Source organism: Bradyrhizobium sp. Y36, from assembly GCF_002531575.1.
GTDB lineage: Bacteria > Pseudomonadota > Alphaproteobacteria > Rhizobiales > Xanthobacteraceae > Bradyrhizobium.
This window is the reverse complement of the sequence record NZ_NWTI01000002.1, coordinates 357,529-373,318: the sequence shown is the minus strand read 5'-3', so window position 1 is coordinate 373,318 and position 15,790 is coordinate 357,529. Positions and strand designations below refer to the sequence as shown.

Annotated in this window: 14 protein-coding genes and 1 tRNA gene; 8 read left to right on the top strand and 7 right to left on the bottom strand. The window is 65.2% G+C overall.

Features of this window, described 5'->3' with window-relative positions:
* Positions 1 to 7 precede the first annotated feature (7 nt).
* Complete coding sequence (locus CO669_RS05305) at positions 8 to 1,042, top strand: Gfo/Idh/MocA family protein (RefSeq protein WP_097658714.1); 1,035 nt, start codon at positions 8 to 10, stop codon at positions 1,040 to 1,042.
* Here CO669_RS05305 and CO669_RS05300 read toward each other — a convergent pair.
* Positions 1,032 to 2,849, bottom strand: a complete 1,818-nt coding sequence (locus CO669_RS05300) for a hypothetical protein (RefSeq protein WP_245444169.1) — start codon at positions 2,847 to 2,849, stop codon at positions 1,032 to 1,034. The genes CO669_RS05305 and CO669_RS05300 overlap by 11 nt on opposite strands.
* Here CO669_RS05300 and CO669_RS05295 point away from each other — a divergent pair.
* The 3 genes from CO669_RS05295 to CO669_RS05285 all read left to right on the top strand — a co-directional run bounded on the left by CO669_RS05295 (position 2,849) and on the right by CO669_RS05285 (position 4,780).
* Positions 2,849 to 3,355 (top strand): hypothetical protein, encoded by a 507-nt coding sequence (locus CO669_RS05295; protein ID WP_097658712.1) that lies wholly within the window; start codon positions 2,849 to 2,851, stop codon positions 3,353 to 3,355. The genes CO669_RS05300 and CO669_RS05295 overlap by 1 nt on opposite strands.
* A 9-nt stretch (positions 3,356 to 3,364) precedes the next feature.
* Positions 3,365 to 3,874: a hypothetical protein gene (locus CO669_RS05290; protein ID WP_097658711.1), complete on the top strand. Its 510-nt coding sequence runs from the start codon at positions 3,365 to 3,367 to the stop codon at positions 3,872 to 3,874.
* Between the two features lie 144 nt (positions 3,875 to 4,018).
* The gene (locus CO669_RS05285) at positions 4,019 to 4,780 is read left to right on the top strand and encodes a glycosyltransferase family 2 protein (RefSeq protein ID WP_097658969.1); all 762 of its coding nucleotides are present in this window, start codon (positions 4,019 to 4,021) and stop codon (positions 4,778 to 4,780) included.
* 115 nt (positions 4,781 to 4,895) lie between these two features.
* Here the strand turns inward: CO669_RS05285 and CO669_RS05280 are convergent.
* Both CO669_RS05280 and CO669_RS35615 read right to left on the bottom strand, forming a co-directional pair.
* Positions 4,896 to 4,971: transfer RNA gene (locus CO669_RS05280), tRNA-Trp, on the bottom strand.
* A gap of 95 nt (positions 4,972 to 5,066) precedes the next feature.
* Entirely contained in the window at positions 5,067 to 5,228 is a 162-nt protein-coding gene (locus CO669_RS35615) for a hypothetical protein (RefSeq protein ID WP_158228738.1), read from the bottom strand.
* Positions 5,229 to 5,361: 133 nt separating this feature from the next.
* Between CO669_RS35615 and CO669_RS05275 the strand changes: the two genes are divergently transcribed.
* Entirely contained in the window at positions 5,362 to 6,585 is a 1,224-nt protein-coding gene (locus CO669_RS05275; RefSeq protein ID WP_097658710.1) for a serine hydrolase domain-containing protein, read from the top strand.
* Between the two features lie 3 nt (positions 6,586 to 6,588).
* Here the strand turns inward: CO669_RS05275 and CO669_RS05270 are convergent, their stop codons facing one another.
* From CO669_RS05270 to CO669_RS05260, 3 genes are all read right to left on the bottom strand, one after another.
* Positions 6,589 to 8,553 (bottom strand): AI-2E family transporter, encoded by a 1,965-nt coding sequence (locus tag CO669_RS05270; RefSeq protein ID WP_097658709.1) that lies wholly within the window; start codon positions 8,551 to 8,553, stop codon positions 6,589 to 6,591.
* A gap of 126 nt (positions 8,554 to 8,679) precedes the next feature.
* The gene (locus tag CO669_RS05265) at positions 8,680 to 9,447 is read right to left on the bottom strand and encodes an SDR family NAD(P)-dependent oxidoreductase (RefSeq protein WP_097658708.1); all 768 of its coding nucleotides are present in this window, start codon (positions 9,445 to 9,447) and stop codon (positions 8,680 to 8,682) included.
* A gap of 80 nt (positions 9,448 to 9,527) precedes the next feature.
* Positions 9,528 to 10,226, bottom strand: coding sequence for a histidine phosphatase family protein (locus CO669_RS05260; RefSeq protein ID WP_198963849.1), 699 nt, complete (start codon positions 10,224 to 10,226; stop codon positions 9,528 to 9,530).
* A 133-nt stretch (positions 10,227 to 10,359) separates the two neighbouring features.
* Between CO669_RS05260 and CO669_RS05255 the strand changes: the two genes are divergently transcribed.
* Complete coding sequence (locus CO669_RS05255) at positions 10,360 to 11,145, top strand: SDR family NAD(P)-dependent oxidoreductase (RefSeq protein WP_097658706.1); 786 nt, start codon at positions 10,360 to 10,362, stop codon at positions 11,143 to 11,145.
* A 1,059-nt stretch (positions 11,146 to 12,204) separates the two neighbouring features.
* On the opposite strand, the gene CO669_RS05245 is transcribed toward CO669_RS05255, so the two are convergent.
* Positions 12,205 to 13,167 carry an AraC family transcriptional regulator gene (locus CO669_RS05245; RefSeq protein WP_198963848.1) on the bottom strand — a complete coding sequence of 321 codons (963 nt, stop codon included), beginning with the start codon at positions 13,165 to 13,167 and terminating at the stop codon, positions 12,205 to 12,207.
* Positions 13,168 to 13,537: 370 nt separating this feature from the next.
* On the opposite strand from CO669_RS05245, the gene CO669_RS05240 reads away from it, so the two are divergent.
* Positions 13,538 to 14,959 (top strand): YadA family autotransporter adhesin, encoded by a 1,422-nt coding sequence (locus CO669_RS05240; protein ID WP_198963847.1) that lies wholly within the window; start codon positions 13,538 to 13,540, stop codon positions 14,957 to 14,959.
* A 226-nt stretch (positions 14,960 to 15,185) separates the two neighbouring features.
* A complete protein-coding gene (locus CO669_RS05235; RefSeq protein WP_245444167.1) occupies positions 15,186 to 15,734 on the top strand; it encodes a hypothetical protein in 549 nt (182 codons plus the stop codon).
* Positions 15,735 to 15,790 lie beyond the last annotated feature (56 nt).

Genomic DNA, 15,790 nt, shown 5'->3' with positions numbered 1-15,790 from the left:
ATAGCCAGTGAGGCCAGGCATTGGCATCATCGGAACGGGCATGGTCGGCCAGATGTGCCACCTCGCCAATTTCGCTGCCAATCCCGCCTGCCGCGTCGTCGCGATCGCCGATCTCCGGCCGGACCTGGCCGCCGCCGCGGCGCAGAAATTCGGCATTCCCCGGGTTTACGGCACGCACCGGGAGCTGCTCGCAGACAGCGCGGTGTCCGCTGTCGTCGTCGTGACCAAGCGCCGGGCCACCGGCCCGATCGTGCTGGACGCGCTGAACAGCGGCCGGCACGTGCTCTCGGAAAAGCCGATGGCCTACACGACGGCCCAGGCCGCATTGCTGGTCGACGCCGCGCGGCGGCAAAACCTCGTCTACAGCATCGGCTACATGAAGCGTCACGATGCCGGCGTGGCGCGGGCGCTGGAGGTGCTGACGCGCTTGCGCCAGGACCGGTCGCTCGGACGCATCGTCCGGGCGAGAGGCTGGTGCTTCGGCGGCGAGACGGGCCGCGCGCAGGACAATTTCGTGATGACCGGCGAAGCGCGTCCGGACGGGCTCGAGCTCTGGCAGGATGGTCCCGACTGGATGCCGCGCGCGATACGTCCCGGCTACGACAACTTTCTGAATGTCTTCAGCCACATCATCAATCTGTCGCGCTATTTGCTCGGATCGTCGCCGACGGTCGCTGAAAGCGCGATCGAGGCTTCGGGTGCCGGGCGCATCACCCTCGACTTCGACGGCGTCGCCTGCGCGCTGGATCTCGTGAGCGGATCAGACGGCGCCTGGCGCGAGGGGCTGACGATCGACTTCGAGCGCGGCGCGGTGACTCTGGAATTGCCTCCCCCCTTTGCCGAGCAGGAGGCGGAGGTCATTATCGAGCACGATGGTCAAAGCACACGCCTGACCGGCGAAGCGAGCTGGGCATTCCGGCGCCAGGCCGACGCATTCGTGTCCGATGTCGCTGCGCGAGGCGCCCCGCTGGCCTCCGGCGCGGATTCGGTGACCGACATCGCGCTGGCGGAAGCCGTCTGGCAACGGCGGGCTAGCGGCTAGGCGCGGCATCCTTTTCGATCGGCAGGATGCCGGCGATCGGCCCGAGCTTGATCGTCACCTGCGCAAGCTGAGCCAGGAACTCTGCAACATCGCAGCGCGCCAGCAAGCGGCAAGCATAGTATCTCCGTACCAGGGTCTGGTTCGATGCGGCGCCCGCGCCCGGCTGAAACGAGATCGTCGCCTGCGGCCCCGTCGGATCGAAATGATGGAAGGCACTCCCCGGCGCCTTCCGCGCCTCGTCCATTCTCCGCAGGATGTCGGGCCGCTCGGCGCGCAGCGCAAATCCGAAGAACGGCTGATTGCCCCAGGCAAGGCGCAGCATGCCGGTGACCTCGGCGAGGCCGAACGGCACATGCCGCGACGGATAGTCGAAGAAACCGTCGTCGAGCGCATAGACGGTCGCAGCCGGCTGGACCCGGCCGGCAAGGTTGCGCTCCAGGGCCTCCTGCTTCAACGTTCTCGCCTGCATGAAGACGTAATCGCTCCACAGCATGCCGATCGACAGGATCAGGCCCGCTCCGAACACGACCGCAAAGGCGATGTTGGGACCGGTCCAGCGTTCGGCCACCCTCTTGAATGCGAGAAACACCAGCGCCGACGGCACGCCGAACATCAGCAGATGACGGCTCTCGTAGAAATGCGTGGACGACGGCCGCAGGCCGGCGATCAGATAGGGTGACGACAATGCGAGAAACAAGACCACGGCGAGCACGAGCGGCACGAGGATCGCAGGTCTGGATCTGGCCGGCTTCGTGTCGGAACGCAGCAGCAGCAGGACGATGCCGACGAGCACCGCCGCCAAAATGAAGAGCGTCGGAACCGTGATCGCCGCGCGCGCGGCATGGGCCAGGACGTCCCGGTAGCCCGTGACGAAAAACGCCCACCATCCCCTCGCCAATTCGCCGAGGGTCGGGAAATGCGCATCATAGTGCTGCGCATACACGCCGATCCGCTTGAACCAGAGATTGAGCGTGCCCCAGTAGATCAGCGGCAGCATCATCAATTCCGGATAGCCGAGGGCGCAGCGCCAGGATGCGAGCCACGTGCGGCGAACGAAGCCGTCCGCCGCGTTTCCACCCTGCCATATCGCAACGAAGAGACCCAGCATCACGAAGGCATAAAGCACGATCGTCGAGTTGAGCGCGAAGCCCAGCAGGAACACGAACGCACAAGCGAGGCGAAGCAGCACGCGCCGCAGACCGCAGGCCCTGAAGGCCAGCGTCAGCAGCCATGCACCGGTGAACAGGAGGCCGAAGCTGAAGACGTAGACCGCGTTCGCCTTGCCAGCCCAGAGCTGGTAGCCGGGATAGGTCCAGACGATCAGCGCCAAGCCGACCGCCTCGGAGCGGTCAAGCTGACCGAGACGCGTTGCGGTCAGCGCGAGCGATATTGCCCCGAAGACAATTCCGGCGATCGCGAGCGATACCATCACGACGACAGGGGCACCGGTCCAGTTCGCGAACGTGTCGTAGCTGTAAAATATCGGATGACCGGCGCCGTTCAGCAGGAAATCGATGTCGATGAAATAGTCCGGACGCGGCTTGAGCACGAGCCAGTCGTCCATGAAGAGACCGTCGTTGAGGAGCATCGGTGCATGCGCAGCCAACAGAACGACGAGGAGGACGACTATCGCACGCAGCAATGGAGACATCTCGGAGGGAGGAACGGCATCGCCGACAAGGATTCGCACGCCCGATTGAGGTCCGCAAGAGCGACCATGACGGGCTCCCTTGACCCGAAAAATGCGACCTCCTATAGACTCCTGCACTGGCAGGGCCTGAGAGGCGTCCGGGACGATTTTCCGCAATGAACATGCTACCGGGCCCCGCGCAAGCTGCTGCGATTGGTCTCAGTGCTGCGCTGCCGCTGCTGTTGCTGTGCTATGCGCGTATCGCCGCCACCGGCGGATCCGGCCGCCGCTTCCGGCTCGGCTGCGTCAGCATCCTGGCCCTCTACGCGATCGCCTGCGTCGCGCTTCCCGGTCAACGCCATCTCGACGACGTCGTTGGCGGCCTGTTCCTGCTGGCGACGGCGATGATGTTTTTCTACATCCTGTTCAGCCTGCTGGCCTGGGGCTTCACGCTGACGCTGCTCACGGCCCTCGATAAGGCCGGGCGTCCCCTCACCCTGGAGCAATGGGCCGTGGCCTACATGCAGGGCGGCGATCTCGGCACCTTCACGCACAATCGCCTGAAGCTCCTGGTCGGCGCGGGGATGTTGACCATCGCGGACGGCAAGCTGGCTCCGACGACGAAGGGCGTGGCGGTCGCGCGTCTCGTCAAATTCGTTCGTCTGTCGACGGGCCTCGGGTGAGCGGCCACGATGTCCTTCGTTGTCGGATTCCTCGCCGCCGTCACCTTCGCCCTGCTGTCGCCTGCCCTGCAGCTGACGGCCCGCGCGCGCGGATGGACCGTTGCACCCGTGACCCTGCTCGCGATCGCCGCGATCGTCACCCATGGTCTCGGCGTGATGCTCGGGGTTTTCGTCGTCGCGCAGTTTCAGTATTGGGACGCCGCGTCGATTTTCGGATTTTGCGTCATGGGCTATGTTTTCGCTTTTGGCGCAGTTTACAAATCGGTCTCGCTGGACATTCTGCTCAGCCTCGTCGGCCGGTCCGAGCGGAGAGCTCCGCTTTCCGACATCGTCGAACGGCAGGTTCCAGCTCTGTTCCAGGGGCGAATTGGAAACCTGGTCGACAGCGGCCTGGTCGAGCCGGTCGGTTCGCACTTCGCCGCGACGGCGGCAGGACGGAGCATGGCAGGCCGCGTCGGACAGCTGCGCCGCGCCTTCGGCATCGGCGACACCAGTCTTTACGATTTTTCCTCCGACTAGTTGCAGGGAACACACAGGTCGCCGGTTTCCTGCCGGTTGTGCAGGGCATATCTGCGGGCCCCTTATTGTTCGCCCCGCCCAGATGACCTAGAGTTGCGCCAGGGTTCCACCGGTAAAAGAGTGGCCTGCAGCGGGCGGCATAAGATGACACCTTCCAGGGCGGCAAAACGGCTTACGATCGTCATCCCTGCACTGAACGAGCAGGACAAGATCGCCGACACCATCGACGGCGTGCTGCCGCTTGCCCGCGACCTGCTTGACGATTTCGAGATTTTCCTGATCGACGACGGCAGCACCGACGCCACCGGCGCGATCATGGACGAGTTCGCGGCCGGCGAGCCGCGCATCATCGTGCAGCACAACGCCGAGCCCCGCGGTGTCGGTGCGGGCTTCGAATATGCCCTGTCGCGCGCGAAATTCGATGCCATCACGCTCATTCCCGGCGACCATGCCTTCCAGAACGAGGGTATTGCCCGGATGTTCAAGGCGGCGGGCGCCGCCGACCTCGTCATCACCTATCGCGACAACCAGTCGGACCGCTCGGTCAACCGCTCGTTGCAGTCGCATTCGCTGCGGTTCATCCTGAACTGCCTGTTCGGCTTCTGGCTGTCCGACTACCACAGCATGATCGTCTACCCCGTGAAATGGCTGCGCCAGATCGCGGTCAAGGCCGATGGCTATGGCTATCAGATCTGCGCCCTGATCTCGCTGCTCCAGCTCGGCCTCACCTACGTCCAGGTGCCCGTGAGCCTGAACGCGGAGCTGAAGGGCTCCTCCCGTGCGCTGCGGCTGCGCACCTATGTCGAGCTCGGCGGCACCATCGTCTCGCTGCTGCGCCGCGTTCCGATCCGGGACGTTGATCGTAGCCAGGTTCCGACCGACGGGGAACGGGCCACGGCGCGCTAGGCGACGCCTGGCCTGCTGACCCCGGATCTCAAGCGGATAGCCTACGCGTGGCGCCTCGCCCGCGGGACGCCTCGTCCCTATCCTGCCAGCATTTGACCTAAGTGATTGATTTTACTGGCAGGAGTGGCAGGGCTCGAACCTGCGACCCCCGGTTTTGGAGACCGGTGCTCTACCAATTGAGCTACACTCCTACGGACCCGGGGTCGCCCCCGGATCAGGGCCGCTTTCAAGCACAGAGCGCGGCCGGATTGCAAGAGCGAAGCGAGTGCCATGCCCGTACTTCGCGCTAGGCCCCGTCCTTCAACAGCCAGTTCCGGTAGATCTCCCCGTAGCGCACGCTCACCTTGTCCACCGGGGTTGGCCCCGCGCCATTGTCGATCGCAGCCTGCACCGCCGCCCCAACGATCCCCTGTCCGGTATCGAGCGAGGGCGGTGACGCAGCCCGCAAATTGTATTTCCGAGCGCAAGGCCCGATGCCGAGCGTTTGCTGCAGATGTCACCGCGCCGAATGCATCTGTTCTTCACGGGGCTTCTGAGCCACACTTTCCCGATCAACCAAGAACAAGAGTCCGGGAGGCTCCATGAACGCCCAAGCCGCCACGAAAGCCACCTCGACGCCGCTGACCCCGCCCTTGCCGGAGGCAAGGCCGGAGACGCTCGGCCTGTCGCGGCCGCGCCTGCAGGCCATGTCGGACGCCTTCAAGCGCGAGATCGACAAGGGAACCATTCCCGGCGCGACCGTGCTGGTGGCGAGGCGCGGCCAGGTCGGCTGGTTCGAGGCGCTCGGCAAGCAGAGCCCGGCGGCCGCCGCGTCGATGACGCGGGACTCGATCTTCCGGATCTTCTCGATGACCAAGCCCATCGTCTCGGTCGCCATCATGGCGCTGGTCGAGGACGGCCACCTCCTGCTCAGCGACGCCGTCGCCAAATTCATTCCGGAGTTTGCGCGCCAGCAGGTCGGAATCGTCAGGGACGGCAAGCTGGAGCTGGTGCCGCCGACGCGGCCGATGACCGTGCAGGACCTGCTGCGCCACACCTCGGGGCTCACCTACGAGCATCAGGGCGACGGCCCCGTGCACAAGCTCTACCAGGACTCCCGCGTCCGCAGCCGCAAGATCAGCAATGCCGAGCATGCCGCATTGGTGGCGAGCTTCCCGCTGGTCTGCCAGCCCGGCGCGGAGTTCAACTACAGCCGCTCCACCGACATCCTCGGCCGCATCATCGAGGTCGTCAGCGGCAAGTCGCTCGGCACGTTCCTCACCGAGCGCGTGCTCGCACCGCTGCAGATGGCCGAGACCGCTTTCTCGACCTCGGAGGCCAATGCCGGCCGGCTTGCCGAGCCGTTCGCGGCCGATCCCTGGACCGGCGACAAGGTCGCGCTCTTCAATATGCTCGAGCAGCCGGTGATGGAATCCGGCGGCGGCGGCCTGGTCTCGACCACGATGGACTATGCCCGCTTCTGCCTGATGCTGCGCAATGGCGGCACGCTCGACGGCAACAGGATCATCGGCCGCAAGACGCTGGAGCTGATGGCGTCCGATCACCTCGGGCCGCACGTTGTGACGAATGGCACCCTGCTCTCGCCCGGCCACGGTTTCGGCCTCGGCTTCGCCGTGCGCCGCGAGGCCGGCATCGCCCCCTTCCCCGGCAGCGTCGGCCAGTATTTCTGGAGCGGCATCGCCGGGACGTTCTTCTGGATCGATCCGAAGGAGGATCTGTGCGCAGTGTTCATGAGCCAGGGCCCCGGCCAGCGCGACTACACGCGCACCCTGGTGCGGGATCTGGTTTACGCGGCGGTGGAGTAGCGTTCAGGCGCGCGCCAACAGGGCAGGCTCCGCGACAGACGCGGAGCCCGCTTGGCCTTGTGCCATGGAGACGACAATCTGCGCCGCTTCGCGCAGCGAGGTGGCGAACAGATCGGCCTTGGCGGACTCCCCCAGTTCGTCGATGTTTGCGACACCCTCCGCCCAGCATCCAACCATGATGGATGCCTGCGGCAGCTTGCGGCGAAGCCGTCGCACCGCGTAGCGCAGATGCGCGGGACTGGTGATGCCGATATAGCTCAAGCAGACCAGCTTCACGCCTGTCGTATCGAGGCGGAAGATGTTGGCGGTCGACAACGCGTCCGGCCCTTCGACGCGGCTGCCCACCCCGTGCGCGCGGCACAATTGTGCCAGCATGATCGCGGCGGTCTCGTCCAGCATGGTTCGGCCTCCGATGCAGAGCACAGCGCTTTCGCCGCGGAACTGCTCTGCAAGAGCCGTCTCATCGAGGATGGGAATATCGGGCTGGTCTTTAGCAGGCGCGACACCTTCGACGGCATCGGCCGCTTCGGCATCCTCGGTCCGCTCAATTCCGACCGGGCGAACGTCGTCGAGGTCCGAGAGATCGTCGACGAATTCAACCACGGTATCGCGGATGCGCGCGAGCCGGACCTGATCGAGCGCGGCCCGGTCGAAATCGGACTGTGCGAGCTGCATGCCCTTGAGCGCGACCTCGTCGTAATAGGCAGCGAGCGACCTCTCCTTGAGGAATTCCTCGGCCTTCTCGGCAGCTTCCGTGGGATCGCCGGCCAGCATCCGCTGATAAAAGATCTCCGGGGGCGACAGCGCCGGACGATCGCCGAACATGACGTCCAGGAAGGACAGCCTTTCGACGTGGCGCCCCAGCACGACCAGACAGACGGTGAGAGGCGTGGCAAGGATGAGCCCGATCGGTCCCCACAGCGCCGTCCAGAAGGTCGCTGAGACGACGACGGCGACGGGCGAGAGGCCCGTGGTGCGACCGTACAACAGCGGTTCGACGACCTGCCCGACCAGCGGTTCAATGACGAAGAAAAGCGCCGCGGTCCAAGCCAGCATCCACCAGCCCGGGTCGACCGCCACCGCGAGCGCGAGCGGGAACGCCGCCGCTATGATCGAGCCGATATAGGGGACGAACCGCAGCACGGCAGCGAGGATGCCCCATAGCGCCGCGCTGGGAATCCCGATCAGCCACAGGCCGGTGCCGATCAGAACGCCGAAGCCCGTGTTGAGCATGAGTTGATTGAGGAACAGCCGGCTCAAGCGAGCCGCGGCGTCGTCGAGCGCCGCAGTCGTGCGTTGCAGATCGTGGGAGCCCGCCAGCCGGATCAGGCGATTTCGCAGATCCTCGCGCTGAATCAGGATGAAGATCACGAAGATGACGATGATCCCTGTCGTTGCCAGGGGCGATACCAGGGGGGCGATCAGGGAGCGCAGGCTCTCCAGTGCGCCGGGATCAGGCTGCAAGACCTCGACCGGGACCGGCTTGACGCCGGGGTGGGCCGGGGCGCCCGAGGTCAGCGGATTGGCGGGCGCCACCGATTTGGGCTTGTCGAGCTCCTTGCCGAGGTCCTGAAGCATCTCGGCGGCCCGCTCGAGCGTGGAGCTGCCCCCCGCCACGCCGCGCACCGACTGGATCTTGGACAGGATCGTGGCCTGGTACTTCGGCAGATCGCCCGCCAGGCCGTTGAGCTGGGTCGCGATCACACTGCCCAAGGCGAAAATGATCGCGAAAGCGAAGAGCACGACACCGACCACGGCGAGCGCACGCGGCACATGAAGGCGCTGCATCAGCGTGACGGGCCCTGCGAGCACGAAGCTCAGCAGGATCGCCAACGCCACAGGGACGAAAATCTCCCGCCCGAGATAAAGGGCCGCGATGATGATGATGCTCAGCACCGCCGCGCCCACCGTAAACACCATTGCGGAGACGTCGTCGGGAGATTGCGGCTTGATCACCGTGGGGATCATTTGTCTCGCTTTTCGCCCTCGCGAGCCATATGGGCCGGCGATGGATGCGCGGGCTAACGAGCCGGAAAGTGGTTGGTTCCTCGCCGCAGCGGCTCTCCCAACCACATCCTCGCACCTGCGTGCGCGTCAGCTGATGGTCGCGCCGCCGTCGATCACCATGGTCTGGCCGGTCATGAAGTCGCCGGCCTTCGATCCCAGGAACACGGCCGCGCCGGCGATCTCGTCGGGGATGCCGATGCGCAGCAGCGGCGAGCGCGCGGTCGAGGCTTTCAGGTTCTCCGGATTGTCCCACAGCGCCTTGGCGAAATCGGTCTTGATCAGGCCGGGCGCGATGCAGTTCACGCGGATGTTGTGCTTGCCGTACTCGCAGGCGAGGTTGCGCGCGAGCTGCATGTCCGCGGCTTTCGAGATCGCGTAGGCGCCGAGGATGGTCGAGCCTTTCAGGCCGCCGATCGAGGAGACGATGATGACCGAGCCGTCCTTGCGTTCGATCATCTGCGGCACCACCATCGAGATCAGCCAGTTGTTGGCGACGATGTTGTTGTCCAGGATCTTCCTGAACTGGTCGTCGGAGATGCCGGCGAGCGGACCGTAATACGGGTTCGAGGCGGCATTGCAGACCAGCACGTCGATCTTGCCGAAGGCGCGGTTGCTCTCGTCGACGAGGTTTTGCAGGTTCTCCTTCGAGGAGATGTTCGCGGCGATTGCGACCGCAGTGCCCTTGCCGAACTTGTCGTTGATGCCCTTGGCGACCTGCTCGCAGACGTCGGCCTTGCGCGAGGAGATCACGACCTTGGCGCCGTGCTCGGCCATGCGCTCGGCGATCGCAAGCCCGATGCCGCGCGTCGATCCCGTGATGACGGCAACTTTCCCCTTCATGTCGAACAAGGTCATGTTTCTCTCCCCTATGGATCTTCGTATTCAATGTCATTCCGGGGTGATGCGAAGCATCGAACCCGGAATGACAGCTTAACTCACGCCAGCTTCTTGACTTCCGGTCCCGCCAGCTGATGCATCGCCGCATGCGCATCATCGGCGATCCAGGGCTGCTGGTTGACCATCGGCAACCGCCAGACCGAGCGCTCGGGGCTTGCGAAATAATCGAGCCGCGTGATCGAGCAATTGTCGATGTCGAACGACAAAGCGCGCTCGACCTGGCCGTCCAGCGCGAGGCCGATCGCCGCCTTGATGGTGCCGCCATGCGCGACCGCGATGATGTCCTGCCCGCCGGCCTCGCCGTTGATCCGCTCGACGGTACGGCGGGTTCGGTTGTAAAGATCCATGAAGCTTTCGCCGCCGGGCGCGGGCTCGTTGATGTCGGCGAACCAGCTCGAACCGACCGGACGGCTGGCGATGAACTGCGCACGGTTCATGCCCTGCCATCTTCCGAGATTCTGCTCGGCGAGATCCGCTTCCCATGGCATCGACGCAGGCTTCGGATAGCCCGCCGCCCAGATCGCTTCCGCCGTCTGGTGCGTGCGCATCAGATTGCTCGAATACCAGACCGCCTTGCGTGGCAGCACCTTGGCAACAGCGCTGAAAACATAGGTATCGCTGGTGTCGCAGGGGAGATCGCTCTGACCGTAGATGTTGCCGCCGTCATTCCGCACCGGCGCGTGACGGACCCACCACCATCGTGTCGTGACCACATTCGGCTTGTCTGCGCCTGCCATCGAAACCCTTCCATCCCGTCTGATGTCGCTGTACGTCAGTAGGCAACGTGTCTCAAGACACTTTACCGTTTGAAATCTTGTTTGAAATTCCGTCGCGCGGCAAGCGTCGCGCGCGCACCAAAGGGAGAAACGCATGGGCCGCCTGCAAGGCAAATCCGTCATCATCACCGGCGCCGGCAGCGGCATCGGCCGTGCGGCTGCGCTGCTGTTCACCAGGGAGGGCGCAAAGCTCATCGCGGTCGATCGCACCGAGGCGGTGAAGGAGACGGTCGAGGAGGTGAAGAAGGCCGGCGGTGTTGCTGAAGCCATGATGGCAGATGCCGGCTCCGAAAAGGACGTCATCGCGGTCATCGACAAGGCGGTGAAGGCGCACGGCCGGCTCGACGTGATCTGGGCCAATGCCGGAATCTCCGGCGGGCTCGTCCCGCTCGGCGAGCAGACCGTCGAGCAGTGGCAGGAGGTCTTGCGCGTCAACCTGATCGGGCCGTTCCTCGCGGTGAAGCATGCGATGCCGCACATGGTGAAGCAGCAATCCGGTGCGATCGTGCTGACGGCGTCCGTCGCGGGTCTCAAGGCCGGTGCCAGCGGACATCCCTATGCCGCGAGCAAGGCGGGCGTGATCAGCCTGGTGCAGACCACGGCCTATTCGCTCACAGGCACCGGCGTGCGCATCAACGCGGTGTGCCCGGGCCTGATCGAGACAGGCATGACCAAGCCGATCTTCGACCGCGCCAAGGAGCGCGGCACCCAGGACAAGATCGGCCAGCTCAACCCGCTCAAGCGCCCCGGCCAGCCGCACGAGCTCGCGGCGATGGGCCTGTTTCTGGCCAGCGACGAGGCGTCGTACGTCAACGGCCAGGCCTTCCCGGTGGATGGCGGCCTGACGGCGTCGATGCCGTATACCGGCAAGCCGGTTTAGCAGCGGCGGTTCTCGTGTCCCGGACGCGGTGCGGCACGCAGTGACGCGCCGCAGAGCCGGGATCCAGCAGGCCACAGCACGTGCTGTGACATGGGCCCCGGCTCTGCAGCGAAGGGACGCTGCGCTGCGTCCGGGGCACGAGAGCGTGATCTTCGCGCACAGCCGCTTCCACGTCGCCATTGCGAGCGCAGCGACTTGTCCGCCGACGCCTTGGCGAAGGCGGAAGCAATCCAGAATCTTTTCGCGGAAGGACTCTGGATTGCTTCGTCGCAAGAGCTTCTCGCAATGACGTGGTGATGACGTCGATCCTTCAAACTCGCATGTCGCTCCGCAGAGAGTTCGTAGGATGGGTAGAGCACTTGCGAAACCCATCATGCTTCCCTGCAGACGAAAGGCGATGGGTTTCGCTTCGCTCTACCCATCCTACGGCTCCCAGACACGCCTTCGCGGCCTCGCGGCTTTTCTCGCCCGAGCTTTGCTTCGATGCCTCACCCTCTCATGAACGAGGGCGCAGGGAAGACCGGGAGCCGGTTGGCTCCCATCGACCGCCATGCCAAGGGCAGACTGCGTGCGCTTCGTGCATAGCGGAGAACAGGGCAACCGGAGACATCCCGGCCTTCCCTGCGCAGTGGCTTTACGGCTTATGGCGTGCTCTCCCCGGGGAGCGTTGCGCTATTGCCCCCGTCGCCTTTCGGATGACTGACGCGCGCGTCCGGTTGAACGACACGCATCACCGCAAGACTTGGCGCACAGACCCCGGGCGCCAGGACCACACGATTTTGCCGTACGCCGATCACATCGGTCGTGTGCGCGATGGCTTTGCTCACGGTGACCCGCCCTGCAAGATCCTTCGCGCCGATGTGACTGACGTCCACCGCCGCCCGGCCCGCGTTCGTGACGATCGCGATACGCCCCTCTTCGGTGGGCCGGGTTGCGGCGACACATACGCCCTTTCCGAATTTCGGTAAAGTGGAATATTTTCACCCGCGCGGATTGACCGCTATCTTGGGTGTTTTGCCCGGCGGGCGGCGCAACATCTCGCAGCCCGGACGGAGCGTCTCACTCCGGCGGGAGACTCCCGGCCTGCTCGCGCAGCGCTTTCGGCGTGATGTCATAGGCGGCGCGGAATGCGCGATAGAAGCTCGACACGTCGAGGAAGCCGCAGCGAAACGCGATGTCCGCGACCGAGAGGTCGGCATAGACGGGATCGAGCAGATAGACGCGGGCCCGCCGCAGCCGCGCCGCCATCACGATCTGCGAGAAGCTCTCACCGGCCTTCGCCAGCATGTGCTGCACGGTGCGGGAGGGCATGCCGAGCCGCCGCGCCACGCGATCGAGACTGATCTCGGGATCGAGCGCCTGCTTGCTGATCGTCTGCCGGATGAAGGCGAGCCGGGCGCGATAGACCGCCTCCTCGCCATTGGCACCCTGCACGCCGTCCTTCGCGCCGAGCCAGCGGCCGGTGAGCTTGATCAGGTGTTGCGTCGCATCCGCCGCACTGCCTTCGTCCAGCCCTGCCCCGCTCGCGATCAACAGCCGCGCATAGCCGGTCAGGAGCTGATAGTCGGCGCCGGTGCAATCGAGCGGACGACAGGCGAGATCGACCGGGGACAGGCCCCACTCCCTGAAGAGCGCGTTCGGCAGCTTCAGGCTGATGCAATGACCGTTGTTCGGGGCGATGGCCTCCGTGCTCGCGTCCAGCACGACCAGTCCCGCCTGCCCCGGCGCGATGTCGATCTCGCGCCCGAGCTGCCGACCGATCTGGTTGGTCTGACCGATGTTGAAGCTCAGATAGACGTGGTCCTCATCGTCGCGGTTGATGTGCTTCCTGGTCCGCGCGCCGACGAAGGAAGAGGAGAACATCTCTCCCAGCGCGACGGTCTCGTTCACGAGGAATTTGTGCGTTCCGATGATGCGGGCATCATCCTCGGCAAACCCCATGTCCATCCCGGTGACGATCTGCTCGAAGCACTCGGCCCACACCCGGGCCCGGACCGCGGGATCGGTCATCCCGTCAAGCATAGTCGTATCGAAAACCAGGCTCTGAAAGACCGACATCGACCCCGCCTCGTGGTTGTAGTCAAAAAAATATCCCGGGAAACGATGGACGCGTCTTCCGGCAATGATTTGCAATAGACGCAATGCGGTTGCGTGCCAAGCGGTAGAGCTTGCCCGGCCGGAGCAATAGACTCGGCAACCACAAATCGTTGCACGTCGCGGCTTCGGCCCGATGCAGCGCGGCGATCGCATCGCGATCGCGGGCAGTCACGAGGCAGATGCACCTCCTGCGGGCAAGGGCGAGAACGACGTGATGTTGAATTGGGCGGGACTCATATCTCGTCGACCAGCCGAGACGCGGCGCGTTTCCAATCGCCGGCCGTGCCTGGATGACATGGTGCGCCTGGTCGCGATCCTGGCCATGTCGTCCCTGTGTCTGCTGTCCGAAAACGGCCCCGCTGCGGCGCAATTCATCTGCGGCCAGGCCGGGACCGGATCGGATGCAGGAGCCAACGCGTCCGGCGGCACCAACACTTTCGCTTGCGGCATCAACGCCAATGCAAGCGGCACGCCCGGCTCCATCCCGAGGAACACGGCGATCGGCACGTCCAGCTCCGCGGCGGGAGACTCGGGACGAAACGTGGCGGTCGGTTTCTCGGCAAATGCCAACGGCGATCTGAGCTTCAACATCGCCGCGGGCGGCAACGCGAACGCACAGGGGAATTTCAGCAACAATATCGCGATCGGCCGCGGTGCCAACGCCAGCGGCGACTCCAACGCCAGCGTCGCGGTGGGCACACTTTCGGTCGCAACCGGCTTCATTGCCTCCGCCTTCGGCACCAACGCGCAGGCGCTCGGCAGCCGGAGCACCGCCCTCGGAAATCAGAGCGTCGCCGCCGGCACCAACAGCACGGCCGTAGGCTTCAACAACAATGTGACCGGTGACAACAGCGGCGCGTTCGGCACCGGGCAGACCGTCAACGGCAACGGCAGTTTCGCGATCGGCGATCCCAATACCGTCAACGGCAACGGCTCTTTCGTGCTCGGCGACAACAACGTTGTGAACGGGCCCGCCGTCGCCGGCAACGGCGACGACATCCAGCTCGTCGGCTCGAACAACGCCGTCGCAGCCACCGCGAGCGCCGCCGGCTCCTCGGTGTTCGGCAGCGGCAACGCCGTCAACGCGACCAATGCGATCGTGATGGGCAACAGCAGCACCGTCTCCGGCGCCTCCGCAGTCGCGATCGGCAACGGCACCACGGTGGCCGGCGTCAACGCGATCGCGATGGGCACCGGCGCGGCTGCGAATTTCGACAACTCGGTTGCGATCGGCAGCGGCGCAGCCACGACGCGCGCCAACCAGGTCGTAGTCGGCACCGCCGCCAGCACCTACACGATGAGCGGAATCAGCTCGGCCGCGAGCAAGGCCGCGCAGTCCGGGCCGACCCAGCTCGTGACGTCGGACGCCGCCGGCAATCTCGCGACGACGACGCTGGCCGGCCTCGGGCTCGCATCGGCAGCCGACATCCAGGGGATCAACGCCCAGCTGGCGACGCTGAGTAACCGCGTCGACAGCCTGACGCGGGAGGCGCGCGGCGGCGTGGCACTGGCGCTGGCGGCGTCCAGCCTGCAATTCGATCCGCGCCCGGGCAAGGTCTCGGTCTCAGGCGGTTTCGGCAATTTCCAGGGGCAATCCGGCCTCGCGGTCGGCCTCGGCTACTCCTATTCGGACGCCATGCGCTTCAACGCAGCGTTCACGGCAGCGCAGCAAGGCGCCATCGGCGTGCGGGCCGGCGCGTCGTGGACGCTGAACTAAGGACGGTGCCGCCCGACCGGGCGCGCTGCGGCTATTTCGAATGTCTGGATGTTGCCGGACAGTGACAGATTCCGTTCGATCGAACCGCTAGTGTCGTTGGGCTCGGATTGGTTTGAGGAATGGTGATGCACGATTTCATGGGCTCGCATGCGTGCGCCCGACCTGGATTGACAGGATTCGGCGCGCGGATCGGAGACCGGCTCGGATGGTGAGTTCGGATCTGGCCATGCGCTTGCGAAAATGTCTCGGCCCCGTTCTGGGCGTGATGCTCGCCCTGTCGCCGGTCGTGATGAACCCGATCAGCGCCGAGGACGACAAGGCTGCCACCAAGCAGCCGCCGCAACTCCCGGTCAGCCCCGAACAGGCGCTCTATCTGATCCGCTCGACACTGCTGACGCTCAACGACGCCAACCGCAGCGGAAACTATTCGGTGCTGCGCGACCTTGCCGCGCCCGATTTCCAGGCGAAGAACACCGCTGCGGATCTCGCGCTTGGATTCACCGACCTGCGCCGGCGGAATTTCGACCTGTTCTCGGTCGCCCTTGCCGCGCCGCAGTTGTCGACGCCGCCCTATCTCGATCCCAGCAAGATGCTGCGCCTGACGGGATTCTTTCCGACCCGTCCGCTCCAGATCAATTTCGACCTCACCTTCCAGAATGTCGGCAACCAGTGGCGGCCCTACGGCATTTCGGTGGCAACGCCGCAGGCGCCGCCGGAAGCCGCCGCCGCGCCCCCAGCCGCCCCGGCCAGGAAGAGCGCGGCCCCGAAGAACTGAGCGAGCCGGGCGGCATGAGGCCATGACCGCCCTCGCCGGGTGGGTTTGCATGCCAG